Raw genomic sequence first — 22,710 nt, forward strand, 5'->3', positions numbered from 1 at the left:
CCGGGGGCCGGGCCGGCTGCCCGCCCTGCGGGGCCCGGCGTCGCTTACACGTACGGGTGGGGAAATCGGCGAATCGGGAGTGGCGCCGAGCCGTGGTCGGCAGGATGGGGGCATGGATCTCGGTAGTGCGGGACCGGGCGGTTCGCGGCCGGTGGTGGTGCGGGTTCCGGTGGAGCCGGTGGAGGCGGCGACGGAAGCCGACGCCGTCGACGCCGTGGCGCGCGCGGGCGGGGTGGTGGTGCGCGGGCCCCTGTTCGGCGTGGCGACGCAGGACGCCGGGGACGGGCAGCGCTGGCGGGTGGTGGTCCCGGTGACGAACGGCTGCCCGCAGCTGGCCCGCGACTCCCTGAACTCGCAGCTGTGGTTCCGGGCGAAGGACCACGCGAAGGGCCGGGCGGAGCGGCGCGCACTGCTGGCCGCGGTCGCCCGGCTGGAGAGCGAGCGGGTGGACGATCTCGAAGTCGCCGGGGCCCGTTACCGGGTCGTGCGCGCGGAGGAGTACGGGGGATCGGGCCCGGACGGAATGGAAGGGCCGCGCCCGACCGACCCGGAGCCCCCCGTCCCCGACTGGGACCGCACCGTCAAGGGCCCGGCGGTCGACGACGGCCTGGTCCTGGATCCGGACGCGCCGGTCACTCCGGCCCGGGCGGTGGAGCGGCTGGCGCTGCGCGGGCTCCGCTACGCCGGTGGGCGGTTCCCCGAGGACGTACGGGCGGACTCAGTGCGGGCGCTGGACACCCACCCGGACGTGCTGCTGCTGCCGGCGACGTTCGAGGTGGTGGAGCGGACCGCGAACGGCTGGAAGGCGATCAGCGGCCCGCACGCGACGGCGCACGAGGCCCGCCAGTCCCTTGACTTCGCCCTGACGTGGGCGTGGCCCCGGATGCACGGACTCATCCCCCTCGATACCGACCCGACCGCCGACGCCCGCACCTTCGCGGCGGACGGCGGGGCCGCGACCTCCGCGGTGGAACTCGCCGAGTACGCCGAGGCCGCCGCCGCCCTGCGGGCCGGGCGCGTCAACCGGCTGGAGTTCCAGGACCGCGTCTACCAGATCGTCCGCACCCGCCGTCTCCTGCGCTGGGGCCCGGACGGACCGGAGGGCCCGCGCCCGTCCGACGTCAACAGCCAGGACCCGGCCCGCATCCACCTCGGGCTCGACGAGGACGGCAACGTCCTGGCCGCCGACTGAACCGCGCGTGGCCCACTACGGCGGCGGGCCGGTGGGCCGGGCGTACCGGCCGGGGGTGGTGCCCACGACGCGCTTGAAGTGCCGGGTCAGGTGCGACTGGTCGTAGAAACCGGCGGCGGCCGCCACTTCGCCCGGCGGTTGCCCGTCGAGCAGGAGCCGGCGGGCCAGGTCCACCCGGCGGGACGTCACGTACTGGTGCGGTGCGATGCCGAACGCGCTGCTGAAGGCCCGTACGAGGTGGGTCGGGTGGGCGTGCAGGAGGCGAGCGGCCTCGTCCAGGGTGAGGGGTTCGAGGAGCCGGGCGTCCAGGAGGTCGCGCAGGATCCGGGCAACTCCGTGGTCCGGCCGCGCGCCGCGCCGGCCCCCGGGGCGCAGGTGCGCGCGCAGCCGTTCCCCGATGAGGGCCAGCCGGCTTTCCGCCTCGAACCCGTCGCCGGGGTGCGCGAGCGCCGTGTGCAGCTGCCCGACGCGCCGGCGCAGGAGGGGGTCGGCGAGGTCCGGCCCGTCCACCGCGGGGCCGATGAAGCTCGCGTCGAGGTGGGTCATGTCGAGGTAGAGCACCCGCTTGCGGAAGCCGTCGGTGGTGGCGGGCGAGCCGTTGTGCGCGACCTGCGGCGGGAGCAGGCTGACGGTGTCGCCCGGGGTGGCGCGCTCGTGGCGGTCCAGGTCGTAGCGGACCGCGCCGTCGTCGACGATCAGCAGGGTCCAGGCGTCGTGGACGTGCATGGGGTAGGCGTGCCCGGTGAAGCGGGCGTGGAACACCTCCACGACACCTGCCACCGACGGCCGCCAGGCCGAGGTCTCCTGCCGGGGCGTCATGCAAGGAACGTACAAGACGCGGCCGGTGTGCACCGCGCAGTCTCGAAGCATGGGAATCACGAACGAGACCGACGGCGACGCGAAGGCGCCCGTCCGCTTCGACACCAAGATCGCCGTGGTATTGCGGGACGACCTGGAGACCTGGCAGCGCATCAACGTGACCGCGTTCCTGGTCAGCGGGCTGGGCACGGCCGCGCCCGAGGTGATCGGCGAGCCGTACGCGGACGCCGACGGCGCGGGCTACCTGCCGATGTTCCGTCAGCCCGTGCTGGTCTTCGAGGCGGCGAAGGAGCACCTGACGGCCGCGCACGGCCGGGCGCTGCGCCGCGCGCTGCCGACCGCCGTGTTCACCTCGGACCTCTTCGGGACGGGCAACGACCGCGACAACCGGGCGGCCGTACGGGCGGTGGGCACGGACCACCTCGACCTGGTGGGGATGGCGGTGTACGGGCCGCGGAACGCGGTGGACAAGGTCCTCAAGGGCGCACGCATGCACCCCTGAACGAGCACCCGGTGTACGTCAGTCTGGGTTGACGCGACGGCGCTGTCAGCCCAGACTGACATGCATGGAAACCGGAGATCTGGCAGAACGTCTCAGGTCGCACGACCCCGCCGTGGGACTACGGGCGGTCGGCGCCCTGCACCGGCTGGCCGAGCAGGTCGAAGCGGCGGCGGTGGCGCGCGCCCGGGACCAGGGGTGGTCCTGGGAACAGATCGGGGACGCCCTCGGCGTGTCCCGGCAGTCCGCACACGCCAAACACGGGAAGTGAGACGACAGTGTTCGAGAAGTTCACCGCGGGCGCCCGCGCGGCCGTCACCTGTGCACTGGAAGAAGCCCGGCTGCGCGGCGACCGCCGCATCGGGACCGAGCACCTCCTCCTGGGAGTCCTCCACGAGCCGGGGTCATCCGCGGCCAGGTGCCTGGGGGTCGGCCTCGACGAGGCGCGCACCGCCCTGGAGGAGCTGGACCGGTCGGCGCTGGCCGCCATCGGGATCGACGTACGGGGCGTCGAGCGGCCGCCCGTCCCCGCTTCGCGCAAGCGCACGCCCTTCACCTCCGGGGCCCGCTCGGTCCTGCCGCGCGCCCTCGTGGAGGTGAAGAAGGCCGGCGGCCGACGCCTCGGGCCGGAGCACCTGCTGCTCGCGATCCTCGGCTGCGAGCGGCCGGACCCCGCGGCGGAGCTCATGGAGCGGCTGGGGGTGGACCGTACGGCGGTCCGGGACCGGCTCCGGGAGCCGGGCGCCGCAGCCTGAGCCGGACGCCGCACCTGGGGCGGGGGCGGCCGGCCGGCCGGCCGCGAGGCCATCGGGGCCGGCCGGCGGGGATCGCAAAACCCCGCTTGCCGTGGCCCGTTGGCTCACCTAGGGTGATCGACGTGAACACCGGACCGGCGCTACGCCACACACGGATTGGTTACCCGGTGGAGGGCTGACCCCTCCGTGGGTGCGAAACGGGCACCCCCACAGTTCGGCACGCGGACCACCCGGCGCAGCTGCACCACGCGTCCGCATCTCCGCCGAACACACCGAGGTCCACCACATGACTGTCTCGTTCAACCACACCATCATCGCCGCCAAGGACCGCCACGAGTCGGCCCGCTTCTTCCGCGAGTTGCTGGAACTGCCGGAAGCGCCGTCCTGGGGCCCGTTCACCAACATCCAGCTCCCCGACGGCGTGCTGCTCCAGTTCGCGGAGCCGCCGGTGGACATCCAGATGCAGCACTACGCGTTCCTGATCGACGACGAGCTGTTCGACCGGGCGTACCGGTGGCTGCGCGACCACGGCGTCGAGCACTGGGCCGACCCCCAGATGCGCCGCGCGGGCGAGACCAACACCGAACACGGGGGCCGGGGCGTGTACTTCAAGGACCCCGCCGGCCACGCGATCGAGCTGATCACCCGCCCCTACCTGTAGGGATGACGGGCGTGCGGGGCCCGGTCGCCACTCCCCCGGGCGGCGGGCCCCGCACCCGGGTCGCACCCACGGCGGTCACCGTGCGGGCGGCCCCGTCATGCGGTGACGGCCAGGCGATGCCTCAGTTCCTCTTCGGAGACGTCTTCCAGGTGGGTCAGGAACACCCAGATGTGCCCCGAGGGGTCTTTGAGGATGACGGTGCGGTCACCGTGGAACATGTCCTGCGGCGGCTGGAGGATTTCGGCTCCGGCGGCCCGCGCTCGCTCCGCGAGACCGTCTACGTCCGCTACGAAGACGTGCAGGGTGACCGACGTCCCTCCGCCGAGGGCCGTCGGCGCCGCGAAGGAGGCCGCTTCCGCCTCCTCCACGCTGGCGTCGCCCAGCATGAGGGCGGACCCTCCGATCGTGATCTCGGCGTGCAGGATCCCGCCGCCCGGAGCGTCGATCCGGAAATCCTCACGTGCCCCGAAGGCCCGCTGGTAGAAGTCGATCGCCGCGGCGGCGTCGTCGACCATGATGTGCGGGATCACGGCGCGTCGGTAGCGGTCGGGGATGACGGCGTGGGCCGTACCGTCGGCGTGGTCCGTGTGCTCGGTCATGGTGAACCTCCTCCTCGGGCCGCCGGACGGTTCCAGCGGCCCGGAAACGAACCTAGAAGCTCAAGTTTGGTTGAGGTCAACCGGATGCCCGGGGCGCGGCCGGCGGCGGGGCGCGGCCGCCCCGGGGCGTGTGATCATGGCCCGTCGGCACACCTGCGCCTCTTGGGGGGACCATGCGCACCCGGACCATCAAAGTCACCGCCGCGAAGGGCCTCGGCGCGGCGCTCGCGGCCCTGCTCCTCCTGGCCGGCTGCACCGCACCGGGCGAGCGGGACCACGGCGGCGCCGGCCCCGCGACCCCGGCACCGGGGCAGAGCGGCGGGTCCGCGTCCGAGGGGTACCAGGGGCCCCGGCCGCAGGACCAGAACCTGCTGGCCTGGACCGGCGACCCCAATGACGCGGGGCACGTCACCGCGCAGTCGGCCGCCGGGGTCGGCGGCCGGGTCACCCTCGTACGCATCGTCCTGCGCGAGCAGATCACCTGGTCCGACATCTGGCTGGGCCTGGCCGGTCTCGACCCCAACGCGCAGCTCGCCGACTGCTACCTCGGCGTGTACGACGGCGCCGGAACCCTGCGCGCGGCCACCGCGGACATCTCGCCGCAGCTGATGAGCGAGGCGATCGCCAAGCCGCTGCACCTCGGCAAGCCGTTCACCGCCGCCCCCGGGACCTACTTCATCGCTCTCCTGCTCAACGGCAATTGGGCCACCAACGCCCTGACCCTGAAGTCCACGGGGGCCGGCATCTCGGTCAACGCCGGTCTGGCGCCGCCGAAGCTCCGGTACAGCACGGTCCTGACCGGGCAGACCTCGCTGCCCGCCACCGTGAACCTCACCGAACAGTCCACGAGCACCATCAACACCGGCTGGGGCAGCCAGTGGTACGGGGTCTCCTGACGCGCGAGGCGCCCCGCGCGCGGATACGCGCAACGGTTCGCGTCGTACATACGTGCGAAGAATCCGCCGAAACCCCCGGTCACCTGCCCCTGGGCGGCGCCCTTTTGGCAAAGGGACAGTTTCCGACATGTCTGCATTAAGCAACACGGGGCGATTTCGCCGTGTTCGGCAGCGGATGTGGGCCAAAGTATGGCTTCTCGGCCATATGCCGAGAACCGCTCGGTGCCCGCCCGCATGTCCGAACCCCGGGGCGGGCCAACGTTGGAAGGGGCCATTGCCATGTCTGCTTCTCTCACTCCCCGCCGTTTCGTCGCCGCGTTCCTGGCCGCCGGCGCCCTGGTCGGCGCCGCCGCCCTGCCGGCCACCGCCGCCGACCACGGCAACGACCGCCGCGCCCACTCCGCGGTCGTCATCGGCTCCGTACAGCACGAGAGCCCCGGTCGCACCGACCGCTCCAACCACGCGCTGAACCGCGAATGGGTCGAGGTGAAGAACACCGGCCGGCACGGGGTCGACCTGCGCGGATACACCCTCACCGACCAGCAGGGCAACCGCTACCGCTTCGCGGGCCTGCGCCTCGCGGGCGGCCACAGCGTCAAGGTCCACACCGGTCAGGGCCGCAACACGCACAGCGACGTCTACCAGAACCGCCGCCAGCAGATCTGGGACGCGCGCGACACCGCGACCCTGCGCGACGACCGTGGCCGCGTCATCGACACCGAGTCCTGGGGCGGCCGCCAGGGCCGCGGTCACCACAGCTGACCGATCGCCGTACCCGCGTTCCCGGCGCGGCGGCTAGGATCCCGGACGGGCGGAGACACCTCGGTGTTTCCGCCCGTCCGGATTTCCAGCCACAGGGGGGCTCGACTTGATATCGACTTTGCTGCGCCGTGGGCGGGGCGCACTCGCCGTCACCATCGCCACCGGCGCTCTGCTCACCGTCTCCGCGCCGGCCCAGGCGGCCGCCGCGCCGCCGGTGAGCGCCGCCGGCGCGTTCCTGATGGACGCCGGCACCGGGGCGACGCTCAGTTCCAAGGCCGCCGACACCAAGCGGCAGATGGCGAGCACCACCAAGATCATGACGGCTGTGGTGGTCACCGGCCTGCCGAACGTGGACCTCAACAAGAAGGTCACCATCCAGCAGGAGTACCTGGACTACGTGGTCCGGGAGGGCGCGAGCTCGGCCCACCTCAAGGCGGGCGCCACGCCGACGGTCCGCCAGCTCCTGTACGCGCTGATGCTGCCCTCCGGCTGTGACGCGGCGTACGCGCTCGCCGACGCCCTCGGCACAGGCACCACCACCCAGGCCCGTACGGCGGACTTCATCGCGAAGATGAACGCCAAGGCGAAGTCCCTGGGCATGACCAACACCGTGTACGACTCCTTCGACGGCATCTCGCCGACGGGCAACAACCTCACCACCCCGCGCGACCTCGCGAAGCTCACCAAGTACGCGATGGGCGGAAGCACTTTCCGGACGCTCGTGCAGACCGTCTCGATCAGCACCGGCGCCACCTCCACCGACGCGTCGTGGTCGAACAGCAACCTGCTGATCCAACCCCGGCCGACCGGGTACGCGTACCCCGGTGCGATCGGGGTCAAGACCGGCACCGGCACGGCGGCGGGCAAGTGCCTCGTCTTCTCCGTGACCCGGAACGGCAAGACGGTCATCGGCGTGCTGCTGAACGACGAGGAGCGGTACGCGGACTCGATGGCGCTCTCGGACTGGGCCCTCGGGCCGGCCGCCGGTTCGAAGACCGCGCTCCAGCGGAGCAACACCGAGCCGATCCCGGACGTCCTCGACTGACGGTCGGATGAGCTGATGGTGTGAGGACGTGAGGCGGATACCCCCGGTATCCGCCTCACGTGCGAGGAGGGTGGGTTCAGTGGTCGTCGGGGCGGGCGCTGATCAGGTCACGGGCCTCCTGCGACAGCCGCGTGCGCCGCGCCTGCCGGTCCCGTCCCGCCTCGCCGCCAAGCGCGAGCCGCAGTGCCAGTTCGGTGCGCAGCACCGTCGTCCGCGGTACGGGGACGCGCTGGCCGGGCTTCTCCGTGAACGGCTGTAGTTCCACCGCCGCCGCTTGCGCCTCGTCCGAGCCGCTGCGCCGCAGGGAGAGGAAGGCGCGGGCGAGCCAATCGGCGGGAATCGTCACCATGGATTCGGTCATGCCCCTGCAACGAGCGAAACCCCGCGCAGGTCAGGCCCCTTCGAGCGGTTGACGGCGCCGGCCCGGCCGGCCGGACCGGAAGTGCACGCGCACTCCTGGGGTCCTCCGCCGCGGCGCGAGTCCCGATCGAGGCTCCCAACAGTCCGGGCTGGGACCGTGTCGAAGACGACGCGGGCCGGAGCCGCCCGGGCCCGGCCACTTCGGTGTCCGGGCCGGGGCGCTCCCCGGGTCCGCGGGTTCGGCCTGACCGTCAGGGCCGCGACAAGAGGGGTCCGGGAAGCGCAGGCGGACGATCCGGACCGAGGAGAGGGGTTTGATGTGGCGAAGATCGTTCTGGTATCCGGCAGCACGCGCCGGGACTCGCTGAACACGGCTGTACTGGCGACCGTGCGCCACATCCTGGCGGAGCTGCCCGGGGACCACGAGACGGCGCTGCTTCCCGTTTCCGAGCTGCCGTTCTACGAGGGCGGGCTGGAGCGCGCCGACGGATCGTTCGCGGTGCGCGCGGCGAAGGAACTGGTCGCCGGCGCGGACGCGCTGTTCATCAGCACACCCTCCTACAACGGGGCCATGCCCGGCGCGCTCAAGAACGCCCTGGACTGGCTGTCCCGGCCGGACGGCCGGAGCCCGCTGACCGGCAAGGTGACGGGCGTGGCCAGCGCCTCGCCGGGAGTGCGCGGCGGGCGCGACGCCCAGCCCGGCCTGATCGCGGTGCTCGGCCGGTGCGGTGCGCGGGTGGTGGAGCACGAACCGGTCGCCATCGGCGGCGCGGCCGCGCTCGCCGCGGACGGCGGCCGCTACACGGACCCGGAGGTCGTGGCCCGGCTGGAGAGCTTGACCCGCGCCGTGCTCGCCGAGCTCAGCCACCTCGGTGAGCGCCTCGAGGTGCTCGTCTGATGGCGGCCGACCGGCCCGGCCTGCTGCGGATCATGAAGGAAGACCTGGACGTGGTGGTGGCCCGCGACCCCTCCGTACGGAGCCGCCGGGAAGCCCTGCTGCACGCCGCGCTGCCCGCCCTGTGGGCACACCGCGTCGCGCACCGGCTGCACCGGCGCGGACTGCGGTTCATCGCGCGGGCCATCGCCTGGTACGCCCGCCGCGGCACCGCCGTGGAGATCCACCCCGGCGCGGTGCTCGGCCGGCGGGTGTTCATCGACCACGGCGCGGCCGTCGTGATCGGCGAGACCGCGGTGGTCGGGGACGACGTGACCATCTACCACCAGGTGACGCTCGGCGCGGTGGGCTGGTGGAGCGACAACAACCGGGCCGAGGGCGAACGCCGCCATCCGGTGGTGGGCCACGACGTCGTACTCGGCACGAACGCGACCGTACTGGGCCCCGTCACCATCGGCGAGCACGCCGTCATCGGAGCCCAGGCCCTGGTCAACAAGGACGTGCCGGCGGGAGCGCGGGTACTCGCCGCCACCGCCGTGATCAAGGCGGTCGGCCGGGCTCCGCAGCCGATGGAGGACCTGTACGCCGTCACCGCCTCGGCCGGCTCCTGGTAGGCCCCGCTCCCCGTCCAGCGGCCCGGAATCCCCCGCGAAGACCGCAGCGGCGTACGGCGCCCCGTACGCCCGACCGAGACACCGCCCCACCGAACGACTTGTGAGGAACAGACGTGGAAAGCCGCCAGAAGCGCAACATAGCCGACAGCATCGAAGACTTGGTCGGCTCGACCCCCCTGATCCGCCTGCGCTTCGACGACACCGCCCCGGGCACCGAGGTCCTGGCGAAGCTGGAGTCGGCCAACCCGATGGGCAGCAGCAAGGACCGGGCCGCCCTGTACATGCTGCGCGCCGCGGAGCTGCGGGGTGACCTCAGGCCCGGCGACGGCACCGTCATCGAGGCGACGTCCGGCAACACGGGCATCTCGCTGGCCGCGCTCTGCGCCGCCCGCGGCTACCGCTGCGTGATCGTGCTGCCCGACAGCGCCACCGCCGAGCGGGTCTCCCTGCTCAAGGCGCTGGGCGCGGAGGTGGTGCAGACCCCGCGCGAGAGCGGCTACTCCGGGGCGATCGCCAAGGCCGCGGAACTGCACGCGGCGACGCCCGGCTCCTGGTTCCCCTGCCAGCACGAGAACCCCGACAACGTACGGGCCCACTACGAGACCACCGGCCCGGAGATCTGGGCCGACACGGCCGGGCGCATCGACGTCCTGGTCTGCGGCGTGGGTACCGGCGGCACCCTCAGCGGCATCGCGCGGTACCTGAAGGAGCAGAACCCCGAGGTACGCGTGGTCGCGGTCGAGCCGGAGAACTCGCCCGTGCTGTCCCAGGGCGTCGGCGGGCAGCACCGGATCCCCGGGCTGAACGGCGGCTTCGTCGCCCCCACCACCGACGTCGGCCTGATCGACAGCGTGGTGACGGTCTCCGACGAGGACGCCATGCTCGCGGCCCGCGCCCTCGCCCGCCGCCAGGGCGTCTTCGCCGGGGTCTCCTCCGGCGCCGTCGCCCATGCCTGCGCCCAGCTGGCCGGGCACCCGGACTACATCGGGGCGACGATCGTCACGGTCCTCCCCGACACGGGCGAGCGCTACCTCAGCCTGTGGAACGAGAACGACGCCCCGGCCGCGCGCACCGTCGAACAGCCCGTCGCCCGGGCCGCCGAGCAGTCCGGGGCCCTGACGGCCAAGCCCTGAGCCCACCGCTGCCACGCCGTCCGATGCCCGACTCCCCCACTCCGCAAAGGAATCCGACATGCCGGTGAACACCGTCGACCGGTGGCAGGGCACCGCACGTGCCCCGCGCGCCGAGCTCGTCCGCGCAACGACCGAGACCGCACCGGGCGCGACCCCGCTCGCCGGAGCCGCGCGTGAGGGAGGCGGAGCATGAACTTCCGCGAGCTGCACCCGAACATCAAACTGAGGCTGGGCGTCGGCTTCGTCCAGCGGCTGCTCGGCATCATGCTGATGCCGCTGATGGTGATCCATCTGGCCGCGCTGTACGGCGCGGCGGCGGCCGGCGTGCTCACCCTGCTGGTGGCGGCCGCGGGCATCGCCAGCAACTTCCTCGGCGGCCACCTCGCCGACGTGTACGGCCGCAAGCCGCTGATGGTGGCGGGCGAGGTCGGGGCGGCGCTCACCTTCGGGCTGCTGGCCCTGGCCAACTCGCCCTGGTGGCAGTCGGGAGTGGTGACCTTCGTCCTCTTCCTGCTCAACACCTGCCTGGCGAGCGCGGCCACCCCGGCCGCCGAGGCGATGATGATCGACGTCTCCACCCCGGAGAACCGGAACTTCGTCTACACGGTCAACTACTGGTCGATCAACCTGGCGTTCACCGCCGGCGCCCTGATCGGCGGCTTCTTCTACGGCGAGCACTTCACGCTGCTGCTGACCGCCGCGGCCGCGCTGTCGGCGGCGACCGCCCTGGTCACCTGGTGGTGGATCGCCGAAAGCGCCCCGGAGTCCGCCAAGGACCAGGCGGCCGGCGTACCGGCCATGCTCCGCGGCTACCTCGCGGTCTCCCGGGACCGGGTGTTCCTGCGGCTCCTGGCCGCGGCGACGTTCAGCCGGGCCATCGAGGTGCAGATCGGCTACTACATCGCCGTCCGGCTCGCGGACGACTTCCCCGAGCAGGCGCTGGCCGGCCTGGACCGCTGGTTCCCGGCGGTCGACGGCGTGGCGATGCTCGGCATCCTGCGGGCCGTCAACACCGCCCTGATCGTCGTGTTCGCCCTCTTCGCGGGCAGCATGTTCCGCCGGCTGCCCGACCGGGTCCGGCTCTACGCGGGCCTCACGGTCTTCACCGCCGGCTACATGGTCCTCGCGGTCAGCAACAGCGGCTGGGTCCTGATCGCCGCCGCGGTCCTGCTGACGGTGGGCGAGATCGCGAACGTCCCGGTCAAGCAGGCGCTGCTGGCCGACCTGGTGGACCCGGCCGCCCGCACCAAGTACCTGGCCGCCTACGGCCTCAACGCCCGCATCGGCCTGCTGATCGGCTCGCTCTGCGTGACCGTCGGAGCCTTCCTCTCCCCGGTCGGCATGAGCCTGCTGTACGCGGCCTTCGGCCTCGGCGCCATCCTCGTCTACCGCTCCCTGCTGCCGCTGCGCGAGGCGCGCCAGGCAGCGGCCGAGGCGGCGGCCGCGGAGCAGGACTCCGCCGACGTCGAGCAGGACACCGCCGACGCGGAGCCGGCCCGCCCGGTCGCCGCGTCGGCCCGGAACGGAGCCACGTCATGACCCACGCCCCCGCCCACGCCGCGGCCCCCGGCCGCCTCCTCATGGTGATGCCGTACGAGCAGCTCGTCCGCAAGGCCGTCGAGGCCGGCTTCCGGGTCTGGTCCATCTGGGATCCGGCGCTGCGCCCGGCCGCCTACCTCGACAAGGTCGCGGCCCACTCCGAGGAACTGGCCCTGGTCGACTTCGAGGACGAGGCCGCGCTGCGCGCACTGGTCGCCCGGATGGCCGTGGAGCACGGCATCCAGCACGTCCTGCACCTGGGCAGCGAGTCCAGCATGGCCCCGGTGGTCGCCGAAGCCGAGGCCCTGGGCCTGTCCCCGAACCGCGCCGAGTCGGTCCGGCTGCTCAACGACAAGAACGCGATGCGGCGCCTGCTCAATCGGAGCGGTGTCTCCGTGGTCCGCGCCCGGGAAGCCGCGACGCTCGGTGAAGTGGAGCCGCTGCTGGCGGAGTTCGGTCTGCCGGCCGTGGTCAAGCCCGCCAACTCGGCGGGCAGCCGCGGGATCGCGCTCGTCCGCACGGCCGCCGACCTCGTGGAGTGGACCGAGCGGGTCAAGTCGGCCGGCATCGAAGGCCCCTACGTCATCGAGGACTTCCTGGAGGGCCCGGAGTTCAGCGTCGAGACGCTGACCGTCGGCGGCCGGCACGAGATCGTCGGGATCACGGCCAAGCAGACCAGCGGCCCGCCCGGATTCGTGGAGACCGGGCACGTCCACCCGGCGCCGCTCCCCGCCGCCGACGCGGCCGCGATCCGGTCCACCGTCACCGCCCTGCTCGACCTGACGGGATATGCCTTCGGCCCGGCGCACACCGAGGTGATCCTCACCCCGGCCGGGCCGCGCATCGTGGAGTCGCAGGCCCGTCTCGGCGGCGACCGGATCCCGTTGCTCGTCCAGGTGGCCACCGGCCTCGACCTCGAAGCGGCGGTCTTCCGGGCCCTGGCCGGCGAGGACGTGCACACCCCGGCCCCCCGGCGGTACGCCTGCGTCGGCTTCTTCCGACTGCCCGCCGGACGGCTGGAGTCGGTGGAGGGCCTGACGGAGCTTGGCGCCGCGGAGCACGTGCACGCCGTGCACTTCCCGTACGGGCCCGGCGACGTCCTGCCGCGCACCACCGACTCCGGGACCCGGCACGGCTACGCCGTCGTCGACGCCCCGAGCCCCGCCGAAGCGGCCGAGCGGATCGAGGCGGCCTTCGCGGCGCTGCGCACCACGATCACGCCCGGCCCGCCGGACGCGCCCGGCGCACCCGCCACCTCCGACACGCCCAGCACGAAGGAAGCCCTGTCATGAGCGCGAGCACCGCGACGACCGAAGCCGCCCCACCCGCGACGCCTGCCGCCGAGCGGACGATGCTGCTGGTCGGCGGCACCGACCAGCACCTCGAACGCGCGAAGGCCCTGGGCGTCCGCGTGGTGCTGCTCCAGCACCCCGACAAGATCAACGCGTTCCAGACCGGGCTGGCCGACGTACTGCTGATGGTCGACTACACCGAATGGGACACCGTACGGCCGCTCGCCGAGGCGGCCCGCGAGGTCTGGGGCTTCGACGTGGTCGTCTCCCTCACCGAGGGCGGTCTCGACATGGCGGCCCGGCTGAACGACCACTTCGGCTTCCCGGGCACCCGGCCGGAGGTGAGCCGCCGGATGCGCAACAAGTACCTGATGCGCCGGCACCTGGCCGAACACGGCAAGCTGGCCATGCACTGGGGCCGGGTCACCGACCGCGAGTCGCTGGAGGCGTTCGGCCGCGAGGCCGGCTTCCCGTTCATCATCAAGCCGACGGACGCGACCGCGAGCTTCGGTCTGATCCGGGTCGACGGAGCCGCCGGCCTGGAGGCGGCCTGGGAGCGGATCGAGGAACTGCGCGGCCGGCGGACCGACCGCGGCTCGACGCTGTTCACGGTGCGCGAGTTCCTGATGGAGTCCTACCTCGACGGCCCCGAGTTCAGTGTGGAGGGCTTCAGCTTCGGCGGCCGCCACGTGGTGGTCGCGGTGACCGAGAAGCTCGTCGACGACACCCACTTCGCGGAGCTGGGCCACGCCCTGCCCGCCCGGCTCACACCCCAGGCGTACGCCCAGGTCACCGCCGCGGTCACGGACTTCCTGGACACCATGGGCGTGACCGACGGCCCGAGCCACACCGAACTGCGTCTGACCTCGCGGGGGCCCGTGGTCATCGAGTCCCACAACCGGGTCGGCGGCGGCCACATCAACGAACTGGTCGAGGCCGCCTACGGGATCGACCTCCTCCGGTACGGCGTCGCCTGGCCGCTGGGCCTGGTGGAGGAACTGCCCGAACCCCCCATCCCCCGCGCGGGCGCCTGCACCCGCTTCGTCCTCCGGGACCCCGGAACGGTCACCGCCGTGTCCGGTGTGGAAGAGGTGGCGGCACGTGCGGACGTACTGGCCGTGGAGGTCTCCGTGCGCCCCGGTGACGAGGTCCGCCCGCTGCGCGACAACTGGGACCGGCTCGGCTTCGCCGCGGTGACGGCGGCCGACACCGACACCGCCATCGCCCTCTGCGAACGGCTGACGGAGCAGATCCGCATCGACGTGAGACCGGCGCGGGCGTTCGCCCCGCACCGGGTGGAGGTGGCGGCGTGACCGCGCTCGTACTGCACCGGTTCCCGCTGGAGCCCTTCCCGTACGACCGGTGGCTGGCGGAGCTCGACGGCGGTGTGGTGATGATCGCCGCCCGGGACAGGATCACGGCCGGCCGTGAGCGGGTCCCCGACGGGCCCGGCGGCTACCGCCGCCTGGAGGTCATCGACACGTTCGACGACGAGGACCTCGTCGACCGGCTCGCCCGTGACCTGATCCAGGAGTACGGGGTCACGCACGTCATCGCGCACCACGAGGCGGACCTGATCCGGGCCGCGGCGCTGCGGGAGAAGTTCGGGCTGCCCGGCCAGCTCCCCGCTGAGGTGCTGCCCTTCCGGGACAAGGTCCTGATGAAGCGGAAGCTGGCGGCGGCGGGCATCGCCGTCGCCCCGCACACCCTGGCGGGGACGGCGGACGAGGCGCGGTCCTTCGCGGCGGAGCACGGCCTGCCGCTGGTCTTCAAGGCGCGCGACGGCTTCGGCTCCGTCGGGCTGCGGGTCGTACGGACGGGGGAAGAGCTGGAGCGGCAGCTGGCGGAGGCCTTCGCGGGGGACCCGGAGCCGCGCGAGGACCTGCTGCTGGAGGCGTACGTACCGGGCCGGATGTGCCACGTGGACGGGGTGGTGGCGGGCGGCCGTACGGTCATGGCCTGGCCGTCGCAGTACCAGTACGAGCTGTCGTCCTTCCAGGCGGACAACGGCGCCCGGGTGGACCTCACCCTGGACCCCTCGGACCCGCTGACGCCGCGGCTGCTGGAGCTGGCGGAGCAGGCGCTCGCGGCGCTGGGCGGACCGGCCGACTTCGCCTTCCACGCGGAGGTGTTCCACACCCCCGACGACCGGCTGGTGGTCTGCGAGGTCGCGGCGCGGCCGGCGGGCGCGCGCATCCGGGAGGTGCTGACCGCCGTCTTCGGCGTGCACCCGGTGGAACTGGCGTCGCGGGCGCACACGGGGCTGCGGCTGCCGGCCCTGGAGCGGCTCGCGCAGGGCGGCCCGGACGGCGGCCGGCGGTTGCCGACGGTCCGGATGGCGGGGCAGGTCCTGATGATGAAGCGGCCGGGGACGGTGCGCGCCATCCCGGTCACACCGGAGGAGCCGTGGGTGGAGTTCTACGGCGTCTTCGCGGAGCCGGGGGAGGTACTCGCCGAGGCCGCCCTGTCCTCGGACTTCCTGGCCGCGGCGGTGCTGTCGGCGCCGACGCGGGAGGAGTGCGAGAACCGCCTGCGGGCCCTGGGGGCCCGCTTCGAGTCGGAGATCGTGATCGACTGAACCGCCACCTCGGTGACGGACCACCGGCTGCCGCCGACCGGGGCCGGTGGTCCGTGCCCGCGGCACTGTTCGATAAGGTCCGGGGTCGCACGGGACCGATCGAGGAGTGCATGGATGACCAGCGTGGAGCCTTCGGCCCCGGGTGAAGCGGCACAGCCGCGTCCGGCCCACAGCACGGACGAGCGGATCCTCCGTATCCGCAGGCGCCTGGAGCGGCTCATCGGCATCGCCGCGACCGAGGGCAACAGTCTGCGTCCGCTGCGCAACGGCGACGAGATCTTCGCCGCGATGCTCTCCTCGATCGAGGGGGCGCGCCACACGGTCGACATGATGACGTTCGTCTACTGGCGCGGGGACATCGCCCGCCGCTTCGCGCGGGCCCTGGCCGGCCGCGCCCGGGCGGGCCTGCGGGTTCGGCTGCTGCTGGACGGTTTCGGCAGCCGTCTCATAGAGCCCGAGCTGCTGGCGGAGATGGGCGCGGCGGGCGTACAGGTCGCCTGGTTCCGAAAGCCCCTGTACCTGTCCCCGCTCAAGCAGAACCACCGCTGCCACCGCAAGGTGCTGGTGGTGGACGAGCGGACCGCCTTCACCGGCGGCGTCGGCATCGCGCAGGAGTGGTGCGGCGACGCCCGCAACGCACAGGAGTGGCGTGACACCCACGTCGAGGTGCGCGGCCCGGCGGTCGACGGCATCGCAGCCGCGTTCGCCCAGAACTGGGCGGAGTGCCATACGGAGCTCTTCGACGACCGGGACCGTTTCGTCGGCCACGAGCCGGCCGGCGACGCGATCGTGCAGGTGGTGCGCGGGTCGGCCAGCTTCGGCTGGCAGGACATGCAGACCTTGATCCGCGTCGTCCTGGAGTCCGCCGAGGAGCGGGTGCGCCTTGCCACGGCGTACTTCGCACCCGACGCGTACTTCGTCGATCTGCTGTGCGCGACGGCGCGCCGCGGCGTGGCGGTCCAGATCCTGCTGCCCGGCCCGCACACCGACAAGCGGGTGTGCCGGCTGGCGGGCCAGCGCCACTACGAGGCGCTGACCGCCAGCGGCGTGGAGATCTTCGAGTACCAGCCGACCATGATGCACGCGAAGGTCATCACCATGGACGGCGTCGTCTCACTGATCGGCTCCACCAACTTCAACCGGCGCTCCCTCGACCACGACGAGGAGGTGATGCTCGCCGTCATGGACCGGAGCTTCACCGCCGTGCTCGACGGGCATTACGACACCGACCTCAAGGTCAGTGATCCCATCCGGCCCGGCAGGTGGAAGAACCGCTCACTGGCGCAGCGCGCCCGTGAGGCCGGCGTCGTGCCCATCCGCCGTTTCCTCTGACGGCCGGGGCTCGACGGGTTCCGCCGACCGGCGGGGGCCGGCCGGCGCAGCGCGGTCAGCGTGAGTCGGAGTCGCCGGATTCGGCGTGGGCGCGGGAGCGGCGCTGGGCGCCGGGGCTCGGGGAGAGTGCGTCGGCCGCCTCTCCCGGCTCGCCGCCCGCGACCTCGTCCTGCGGACCGCGCTCGGCCCGTTCGGCTTCCCGTCGTGCCTCCTCGTCACCGGCCTCACCCGGAGCATGGGACGGGGTGGTGCGCGGCGGCTCGTTCCGTTCGCGGTCGGTCATCGTCGGGTTCCTTTCCTCTGCGCCGGCCGGCGAGGGCGCCGACAGGCGTAACCCCGCCTACCCGGTCGTGCGGATCCCAAGCAGGTCAAAGGGGTGGCAGGAGCGCGGCGGCCGCTGGCGGGCAGTGCCCTGATCGGGCGACCCGGCGGAACGGCTCGCCCGCGCCACCGGCGGGCCGCCCTACGGTGGGCGCCATGGACGACGCGGCCCCCGTACCTCCGCCGGCCGAGGGCGAGGCGGAGCGGGCCGTCCTGATCGCGTCCCAGCTCAAGGAGCGCCTGTACGCGACGATCACCATGATCGCGGTGGTGGTGGGGCTGGCGTACTCCGGCCATGCCACCCCGGCCGGCGTGGCCGTGTCGGTGGCCGGGACGGCGGTGGGGCTGTGGCTGTCCACCCTGGTGGCGGACTGGCAGGCGCACCGGGTGGTGCACGGGCGCGGCTCCGGGGAGCGGTGGCTGCGCGAGGCGCTGTTCGTCTCCGCTCCCCTGCTGCTGTCGGCCGTGGGCCCGCTGCTGCTGATCCTGCTGTCCGCCCTCGGGGTGATGGCGCTGCACACGGCGCTGCTCGTCGCGGCCGCGGTGGACGTGTGGGTGCTGTTCGGGTGGGGGTGGTACGGCGGGCTCCGGATGGGCGGCGCAGCGGCCGGCGCCCTGCTTGCGGGGGTCGCGTACGCGTCGATCGGTACCGCTGTCGCCCTGATCAAAGTGGCCGGCCACTGAACCCGGCGCGGCGGGCCCGCGGCGGGGCCGCCGCGGGCCGGCCGGGGTCAGCCGCGGGCGGCGAAGGCCTTGGTGAAGGCGAGCGGCGCCTGGAGGACGGACGAGCAGGTCGGGTCGGCGTAGTTCTTGGCGCCGCCGGCGCACTGCCGGTCCCGGGCCCCGGACCACATCGCGAGCCGGCCGAGGCCCTTGGTGCGGGCGAAGGCCGCCAGCTGCGCGGCGTCCTCGACGGTGAAGACCTCGACCGCGACGTCGTTGACGCCGATCATCGGCGTCACCGCCACCGTCTTCCACGCGGCGGCGTCGGAGAGGCCGAGGACGCCCTTGAGCTGCGCCTGGGTGGCCGTCGCCGCCTGGATGGCGTAGCCGCCCATGTCCCCGGCGTACGCGGGCCCGTAGTCCATCGCCATGATGTTGACGGCGCCGATCGCCACCCCGTTGCGCCGGGCGTCGGCGAGCAGGTCGAGCCCCGCCTGGGTGAGGCCCTCGGGCATCACCGGGAGGGTGAAGGAGACGTCGAGCCCGGGGTGGGTCTTCTGGAGCTGGGCGATGGCCTGCGCCCGGCGGGTGTTCGCGGCGGTGTCGGGCAGGGCCCCGCCCTCGATGTCGAAGTCGGCCTTCGTCAGCCCGTACGCGTCGATGACCTTGCCGTAGGCGGCCGCGAGGCTGCCGGCCGAGTCGCACGCCAGGGCCAGCTCGGACCCGGCGGCGCCGCCGAACGACACGCGTACGTCGCCGCCCTTGGCCCGCAGGGCGGGGAGCTGGGCGGCCACCCGGTCGGCGCCGAGCGCGGTGGTACCGCCCCAGAGCGGGGTACAGCCGCCGCCGGAGGTGACGAAGGCGAGGTTGAACTCCTTGACGCCGGTCTTCGTGGCGGTGTCCAGGAGGTCGTAGGCCGGGTAGAGCGAGGTGTCCACGTAGGGCGCGAATCCGGCCGGGGCGGCGCTCCCGCCGCCCGGGGCGCCGGTCGGGGCCGGCTTGGAGGGGGCCGGCACGGTGGGCTCGGCGGTGGGCCCGGCCGTGGGCCCGGTGGACGGGGCCGGCGTGGGCGCGGCGGTGGGGGGCGCCGTCGGCCGCCCGCTGGGCGCGGGAGTGGGGCCGGCGGCCGGGGAGCACTTCTCCTTGTTGATGAGGCAGCCGGTGGGGTTGCCGGCGGCGCCGGTCGCGGAGGTGACGAACCCGACGGTCACGGAGGCCCCGGGGGCGAGGCCCGCGGAGTCCCAGCGGGGCGGCTTGACCGTCACGTGCCGGCCGCTGACGCTCTGTTCGCCGTTCCAGAGGGAGGCGAGGGCCGTGCCGGCGGGCAGGTCGAATTCGAGGGTCCAGTCCCGCAGCGCCGCGCCGCTCCGGTTGGTGATGACGTACTGCCCGGTGTAACCGGTGCTCCAGCTGCTCGACTTGGTGAACGCCGCGCCCACGGAGGCCGCTTGGGCGGTACCGGTCAGGGCGACGGCGGTGCCGCCGACGGCCGCCGCGACGGCCAGGGCCGCCGCCGCCTTCGTCTTCGCGCTCGTGGTGCGGCGATGGGAGTTGCCAGCCATGGAGGACCTGCTTCTGCGTGTGGGATGGGGGATGACCAGCACGCTAGCGAGCACGAAACGGACAAATGTCCGGTTCGGTCCTTCCGTCGGAGACCTTGAGGCGGGCTTAAGGAAGAGATCGGAAGACGTTAATGACCCGGCTGTCGGTGGCGGCTGGGAGGATCACCGGCATGACGCCTCTGATCCGCACCGACAGGCTCCGCCGGCCGTTCGAGCGCCCCTGGGAGGTGACCGGATGAGCCGGCCCGCGCACGGCGCGCTGCACCACGTGGAGATCTGGGTGCCCGACCTCGGCCGCGCCGTGGGTGCGTTCGGCTGGCTGCTGGAAGCACTGGGCTACACGCCGTTCCAGAGCTGGAGCAACGGACGGAGCTGGCGGCTGGGCCCGGTCTACCTCGTCTTCGAGGAGTCGCCGGCCCGCACCGCCGTCCACCACGACCGCCGCCGCCCCGGGCTGAACCACCTGGCGTTCCACGTCGAAGACGCCGCCACGGTCGAGGCGTTGGCCGCCGGGGCGGTGCGGCACGGCTGGCGCCTGATGTTCGGCGACCGGCACCCCCACGCCGGTGGCGCGGGGCACTACGCGGCGTACTTGGAGAACGAGGACGGCTTCGAGGTCGAGCTCGTCGCGATCCCCTGACCGGGGGCCTGAGGTCACCCGGATGCGGGGTCCGCTCACCTGAGGGAAGCTGGCAGGGCGGACTCCGACGGGAGACGGACGGGCGAGGAGGCCTCGTGAACGGTTCAGGAGAAGGCCGGCGCACCCGTGCGCCCCGGGCCGGGCTGCGACGGGCCGGACTACGGGCGGCAGGGCCGCGGACGGCCGGGCTGTTCTGTGCGGTGACGGCCCTCGCGGCGACCGCCGTTCCGGCCTCGGCGCGGACCGCCCCGACGGTGTCGGCCGATCCCCCTTCCCATCCGGTGGTGGTGGTCGACTGCTTCTCCAAGGCCCAGGTCCGCCCCGAGGAGTACCTGCTGGCCTGCGGCGACGGCAACAACAACCTCGTCCGGCTGCGGTGGGAGTCCTGGGGCCCGCGGACCGCGACGGCCACCGGAACCGACATGGTGAACGACTGCCGCCCCTACTGCGCGGCGGGCCGTTTCCACGCCTATCCCGTGACCGTGACGCTGAGCAAGCCGCAGCCGTGGCCCGGCCGCCCCGGGGTCCAGCGCTTCACCACCATCCGGCTCCTGTACACCCACACCGCGCCGTCCCCGGTCCCCAAGGACGTGACCATCAAGCTCGTCTACTGACCCGGCCGCGCGGGTGGGTGCCCCGGCGCCGGTTCACGGTGTCCGCTCGCGTCGGCGGCCCTGCCCGCGTCCTGCACTTCGACCAGGTACCGCCGGGTGCCGGGCCGGCTGCCGTCGCGGTCGGTGAAGCCGTGGACCCGGGTCGCGGGCCGCGGCTGGGTGCACCCGGAGTACACCCCGGGCCGCCGCCCGGGCGCCAGGGGGCCGCGCGGGCCGCGGTGGCGCCGCCGCTACGGCGGACACGGTCAGCGCGGGGGGCGCGGGAGTACGTCCGTGCGGCGGGCCGACGCGGCGTCCGTGACGTCGAGGAACACCTGGTCCAGTTCGGGCCAGCGTTCCTTCAGGTCGGTGCGGATGCGGACCATCGCGTCCTCGACGGTCTCGCTGTCGTAGCCGGCGGTCAGGTCGATGCCGGCGGCCAGCAGCGCCGAGTCCGGCCCGAGGCGCATGGTCAGCAGGGAGGTGACCGAATCGATCTCCGGCTGACGTTCCAGGAGGGCGCGGATCTCGTCCTGCAGGCCGGGGTCGACCGCCTCGCCGATCAGCTGGGTCCGGGCCTGTTTGCCGAGCACGTAGGCGACGTACACGAGGAGGATGCCGATGAGGACGGAGGCGCACGCCTCGTACGCCACCTCACCCGTCGCCATGTGCAGCGCCATCCCCGCCATGGCGAGGACCACGCCCAGGCAGGCCGTGCTGTCCTCCGCCAGGACGGTGCGCAGCGCGGGATCCCGCCCGGCGCGCACCTCCGCCGCCAGGCCGCGGCCGGCCGCGCGGGCCGAGCGGCGGACCTGGAGGACGGCCCGCAGCAGCGAGACGCTCTCGGCGAGGAGGGCCACGAAGAGCACGATCAGGCCGATCACGTAGCCGCTGTGCGATTCGCCGCCACCGGACCGGAACGCCTCCACTCCCTGGAAGACCGAGAAGCAGCCGCCCGTGACGAAGATGCCGACGGCGGCGAGCAGCGACCAGAAGAACCGTTCCTTGCCGTAGCCGAAGGGGTGGCGCCTGTCGGCGGGACGCCTGCTGCGCTTGACCGACGCCAGCAGGAAGACCTCGTTGATGGAGTCGGCAACCGAGTGCGCCGCCTCCGACAGCAGGGCCGGGGAGCCGGCGATGACCCCGCCGATGGCCTTGGCCACGCAAATGGCGAGGTTCGCCGCGAGGGCCACCCATACGGTGAGCCGCGTTTCGCCGTCCTGGCCGGAGGCCTTGGCCGCCGGACGCCCGGCCCCGCTCGTGGGGGCGGTCCCGTCAGCGCTCATCCCCGTACCACGGCGCGTACGTTCTCGACGCTGCCGCAGTCCGCGGCGAGCTGCCGCTCGCGCTCGCGCAGGAACGCCGCCGCCAGCTCGGCGCGCCGGTCGTCGGGCACGTTCTCCCGGGCGCCGTTGAGGATCGTCCGCTCCTCCTCGTCGATGTGGTGCGACACCGCCTTCGCCAGGTCCTCCAGACGCGCGTCCCACTCGTCCGAGCCGACCTCGGACACTTCGAGCAGCGCCAGCAGGGCTTCGTTGCCCTCGGCGTGCTCCTCGGAGCCGTGCTCCACCTCTTCGTCGTCGACTCCCTTGAACCGCTTGAGAGCGACGTAGACCTCCGCCTCCTCGGCCTCGCCGTGCGCGATGAGCAGCGCGGCGAACTCGCGCAGGGCAGCCGCCCGGTCCGCCTCCACGCTCCGCATCCGACGGAAGAGGTCCTCCATGCGCCGGTGGTCCTCGAGGATCACCGCGACGACGTCCTGTTCCACAGCCATGTTGTCCACTCCTGCTCGTTGCGCGCCGCGCCGCCCGGGCGGTGGGCGGCCGCCGGGGCCCCTCCCACCTGCCCGGGCGCGGCCGCTCGCCTGCGCTCGGTCCCCTTCGGGGGTGCTCGCTGCGGCGGAGTTCAAACGTGCTGGACACGGACCGGATCGGCGGGCCGCCGACGCGGACCCCCAGGT

The 22,710-nt window shown here is 73.3% G+C and carries 27 protein-coding genes; 20 read left to right on the forward strand and 7 right to left on the reverse strand.

Going from position 1 to position 22,710, the window contains the following annotated elements:
- Positions 1-112: 112 nt before the first annotated feature.
- Positions 113-1,192, forward strand: a complete 1,080-nt coding sequence (locus ACZ4M3_RS18255) for a DUF5954 family protein (protein WP_467733743.1) — start codon at positions 113-115, stop codon at positions 1,190-1,192.
- A gap of 15 nt (positions 1,193-1,207) precedes the next feature.
- On the opposite strand, the gene ACZ4M3_RS18260 is transcribed toward ACZ4M3_RS18255, so the two are convergent.
- Positions 1,208-2,011, reverse strand: a complete 804-nt coding sequence (locus ACZ4M3_RS18260; RefSeq protein ID WP_467733745.1) for a helix-turn-helix transcriptional regulator — start codon at positions 2,009-2,011, stop codon at positions 1,208-1,210.
- Positions 2,012-2,060: 49 nt separating this feature from the next.
- Here ACZ4M3_RS18260 and ACZ4M3_RS18265 point away from each other — a divergent pair, with 49 nt between their 5' ends.
- From ACZ4M3_RS18265 to ACZ4M3_RS18280, 4 genes are all read left to right on the forward strand, one after another.
- Positions 2,061-2,513, forward strand: coding sequence for a DUF2000 family protein (locus ACZ4M3_RS18265; protein ID WP_467733747.1), 453 nt, complete (start codon positions 2,061-2,063; stop codon positions 2,511-2,513).
- Between the two features lie 64 nt (positions 2,514-2,577).
- On the forward strand, positions 2,578-2,781 hold the full coding sequence (locus tag ACZ4M3_RS18270) for a helix-turn-helix domain-containing protein (RefSeq protein ID WP_453353837.1): 204 nt from the start codon (positions 2,578-2,580) through the stop codon (positions 2,779-2,781).
- Positions 2,782-2,788: 7 nt separating this feature from the next.
- Complete coding sequence (locus ACZ4M3_RS18275; RefSeq protein WP_467733749.1) at positions 2,789-3,265, forward strand: Clp protease N-terminal domain-containing protein; 477 nt, start codon at positions 2,789-2,791, stop codon at positions 3,263-3,265.
- Between the two features lie 286 nt (positions 3,266-3,551).
- The gene (locus tag ACZ4M3_RS18280) at positions 3,552-3,926 is read left to right on the forward strand and encodes a VOC family protein (protein WP_467733751.1); all 375 of its coding nucleotides are present in this window, start codon (positions 3,552-3,554) and stop codon (positions 3,924-3,926) included.
- A 95-nt stretch (positions 3,927-4,021) separates the two neighbouring features.
- Here the strand turns inward: ACZ4M3_RS18280 and ACZ4M3_RS18285 are convergent, their stop codons facing one another.
- Complete coding sequence (locus ACZ4M3_RS18285; protein ID WP_467733753.1) at positions 4,022-4,525, reverse strand: VOC family protein; 504 nt, start codon at positions 4,523-4,525, stop codon at positions 4,022-4,024.
- Between the two features lie 173 nt (positions 4,526-4,698).
- Between ACZ4M3_RS18285 and ACZ4M3_RS18290 the strand changes: the two genes are divergently transcribed.
- The 3 genes from ACZ4M3_RS18290 (at position 4,699) to ACZ4M3_RS18300 (ending at position 7,228) form a co-directional block, all read left to right on the forward strand.
- Positions 4,699-5,421, forward strand: a complete 723-nt coding sequence (locus tag ACZ4M3_RS18290; RefSeq protein WP_467733754.1) for a hypothetical protein — start codon at positions 4,699-4,701, stop codon at positions 5,419-5,421.
- Positions 5,422-5,700: 279 nt separating this feature from the next.
- Positions 5,701-6,183 carry a lamin tail domain-containing protein gene (locus tag ACZ4M3_RS18295; RefSeq protein WP_467733756.1) on the forward strand — a complete coding sequence of 161 codons (483 nt, stop codon included), beginning with the start codon at positions 5,701-5,703 and terminating at the stop codon, positions 6,181-6,183.
- A gap of 106 nt (positions 6,184-6,289) precedes the next feature.
- On the forward strand, positions 6,290-7,228 hold the full coding sequence (locus ACZ4M3_RS18300; protein ID WP_467733758.1) for a D-alanyl-D-alanine carboxypeptidase family protein: 939 nt from the start codon (positions 6,290-6,292) through the stop codon (positions 7,226-7,228).
- A 76-nt stretch (positions 7,229-7,304) separates the two neighbouring features.
- Here the strand turns inward: ACZ4M3_RS18300 and ACZ4M3_RS18305 are convergent, their stop codons facing one another.
- Positions 7,305-7,577, reverse strand: coding sequence for a hypothetical protein (locus ACZ4M3_RS18305; protein WP_467733760.1), 273 nt, complete (start codon positions 7,575-7,577; stop codon positions 7,305-7,307).
- Between the two features lie 330 nt (positions 7,578-7,907).
- Between ACZ4M3_RS18305 and ACZ4M3_RS18310 the strand changes: the two genes are divergently transcribed.
- The 9 genes from ACZ4M3_RS18310 (at position 7,908) to ACZ4M3_RS18350 (ending at position 16,971) form a co-directional block, all read left to right on the forward strand.
- Entirely contained in the window at positions 7,908-8,486 is a 579-nt protein-coding gene (locus ACZ4M3_RS18310) for an NADPH-dependent FMN reductase (protein ID WP_467733762.1), read from the forward strand.
- Entirely contained in the window at positions 8,486-9,097 is a 612-nt protein-coding gene (epsC, locus tag ACZ4M3_RS18315) for a serine O-acetyltransferase EpsC (RefSeq protein ID WP_467733764.1), read from the forward strand. The genes ACZ4M3_RS18310 and epsC overlap by 1 nt, the downstream gene beginning before the upstream one ends.
- A 113-nt stretch (positions 9,098-9,210) precedes the next feature.
- The gene (locus ACZ4M3_RS18320) at positions 9,211-10,230 is read left to right on the forward strand and encodes a PLP-dependent cysteine synthase family protein (protein ID WP_467733766.1); all 1,020 of its coding nucleotides are present in this window, start codon (positions 9,211-9,213) and stop codon (positions 10,228-10,230) included.
- Positions 10,231-10,288: 58 nt separating this feature from the next.
- The gene (locus ACZ4M3_RS18325; RefSeq protein WP_467733768.1) at positions 10,289-10,423 is read left to right on the forward strand and encodes a hypothetical protein; all 135 of its coding nucleotides are present in this window, start codon (positions 10,289-10,291) and stop codon (positions 10,421-10,423) included.
- Positions 10,420-11,769, forward strand: a complete 1,350-nt coding sequence (locus ACZ4M3_RS18330) for an MFS transporter (RefSeq protein WP_467733770.1) — start codon at positions 10,420-10,422, stop codon at positions 11,767-11,769. Before ACZ4M3_RS18325 ends, ACZ4M3_RS18330 begins: the two co-directional genes overlap by 4 nt.
- Positions 11,766-13,061, forward strand: a complete 1,296-nt coding sequence (locus ACZ4M3_RS18335) for an ATP-grasp domain-containing protein (protein ID WP_467733771.1) — start codon at positions 11,766-11,768, stop codon at positions 13,059-13,061. The genes ACZ4M3_RS18330 and ACZ4M3_RS18335 overlap by 4 nt, the downstream gene beginning before the upstream one ends.
- Positions 13,058-14,374: an ATP-grasp domain-containing protein gene (locus ACZ4M3_RS18340; protein WP_467733773.1), complete on the forward strand. Its 1,317-nt coding sequence runs from the start codon at positions 13,058-13,060 to the stop codon at positions 14,372-14,374. Before ACZ4M3_RS18335 ends, ACZ4M3_RS18340 begins: the two co-directional genes overlap by 4 nt.
- The gene (locus tag ACZ4M3_RS18345; protein ID WP_467733775.1) at positions 14,371-15,639 is read left to right on the forward strand and encodes an ATP-binding protein; all 1,269 of its coding nucleotides are present in this window, start codon (positions 14,371-14,373) and stop codon (positions 15,637-15,639) included. The genes ACZ4M3_RS18340 and ACZ4M3_RS18345 overlap by 4 nt, the downstream gene beginning before the upstream one ends.
- 114 nt (positions 15,640-15,753) lie before the next feature.
- Positions 15,754-16,971: a phospholipase D-like domain-containing protein gene (locus ACZ4M3_RS18350; protein WP_467733776.1), complete on the forward strand. Its 1,218-nt coding sequence runs from the start codon at positions 15,754-15,756 to the stop codon at positions 16,969-16,971.
- A gap of 55 nt (positions 16,972-17,026) precedes the next feature.
- Here the strand turns inward: ACZ4M3_RS18350 and ACZ4M3_RS18355 are convergent, their stop codons facing one another.
- Positions 17,027-17,254 carry a hypothetical protein gene (locus ACZ4M3_RS18355; RefSeq protein ID WP_467733778.1) on the reverse strand — a complete coding sequence of 76 codons (228 nt, stop codon included), beginning with the start codon at positions 17,252-17,254 and terminating at the stop codon, positions 17,027-17,029.
- Between the two features lie 194 nt (positions 17,255-17,448).
- Here ACZ4M3_RS18355 and ACZ4M3_RS18360 point away from each other — a divergent pair, with 194 nt between their 5' ends.
- The gene (locus ACZ4M3_RS18360; protein ID WP_467733780.1) at positions 17,449-17,976 is read left to right on the forward strand and encodes a hypothetical protein; all 528 of its coding nucleotides are present in this window, start codon (positions 17,449-17,451) and stop codon (positions 17,974-17,976) included.
- Between the two features lie 47 nt (positions 17,977-18,023).
- Here the strand turns inward: ACZ4M3_RS18360 and ACZ4M3_RS18365 are convergent, their stop codons facing one another.
- Positions 18,024-19,517: a glycoside hydrolase family 18 protein gene (locus tag ACZ4M3_RS18365; protein WP_467733782.1), complete on the reverse strand. Its 1,494-nt coding sequence runs from the start codon at positions 19,515-19,517 to the stop codon at positions 18,024-18,026.
- 235 nt (positions 19,518-19,752) lie between these two features.
- Here ACZ4M3_RS18365 and ACZ4M3_RS18370 point away from each other — a divergent pair, with 235 nt between their 5' ends.
- Together ACZ4M3_RS18370 and ACZ4M3_RS18375 are read left to right on the forward strand one after the other, a co-directional pair.
- A complete protein-coding gene (locus tag ACZ4M3_RS18370; protein ID WP_467733784.1) occupies positions 19,753-20,157 on the forward strand; it encodes a VOC family protein in 405 nt (134 codons plus the stop codon).
- A gap of 95 nt (positions 20,158-20,252) precedes the next feature.
- The gene (locus ACZ4M3_RS18375; protein ID WP_467733786.1) at positions 20,253-20,771 is read left to right on the forward strand and encodes a hypothetical protein; all 519 of its coding nucleotides are present in this window, start codon (positions 20,253-20,255) and stop codon (positions 20,769-20,771) included.
- A 245-nt stretch (positions 20,772-21,016) separates the two neighbouring features.
- Here ACZ4M3_RS18375 and ACZ4M3_RS18380 read toward each other — a convergent pair whose 3' ends face one another.
- Together ACZ4M3_RS18380 and ACZ4M3_RS18385 are read right to left on the reverse strand one after the other, a co-directional pair.
- Entirely contained in the window at positions 21,017-22,036 is a 1,020-nt protein-coding gene (locus ACZ4M3_RS18380; protein ID WP_467733788.1) for a cation diffusion facilitator family transporter, read from the reverse strand.
- A complete protein-coding gene (locus ACZ4M3_RS18385; RefSeq protein WP_467733790.1) occupies positions 22,033-22,524 on the reverse strand; it encodes a hemerythrin domain-containing protein in 492 nt (163 codons plus the stop codon). The genes ACZ4M3_RS18380 and ACZ4M3_RS18385 overlap by 4 nt, the downstream gene beginning before the upstream one ends.
- Between the last annotated feature and the right edge of the window lie 186 nt (positions 22,525-22,710).

This window comes from Streptomyces sp. NPDC026522 (genome assembly GCF_055567555.1).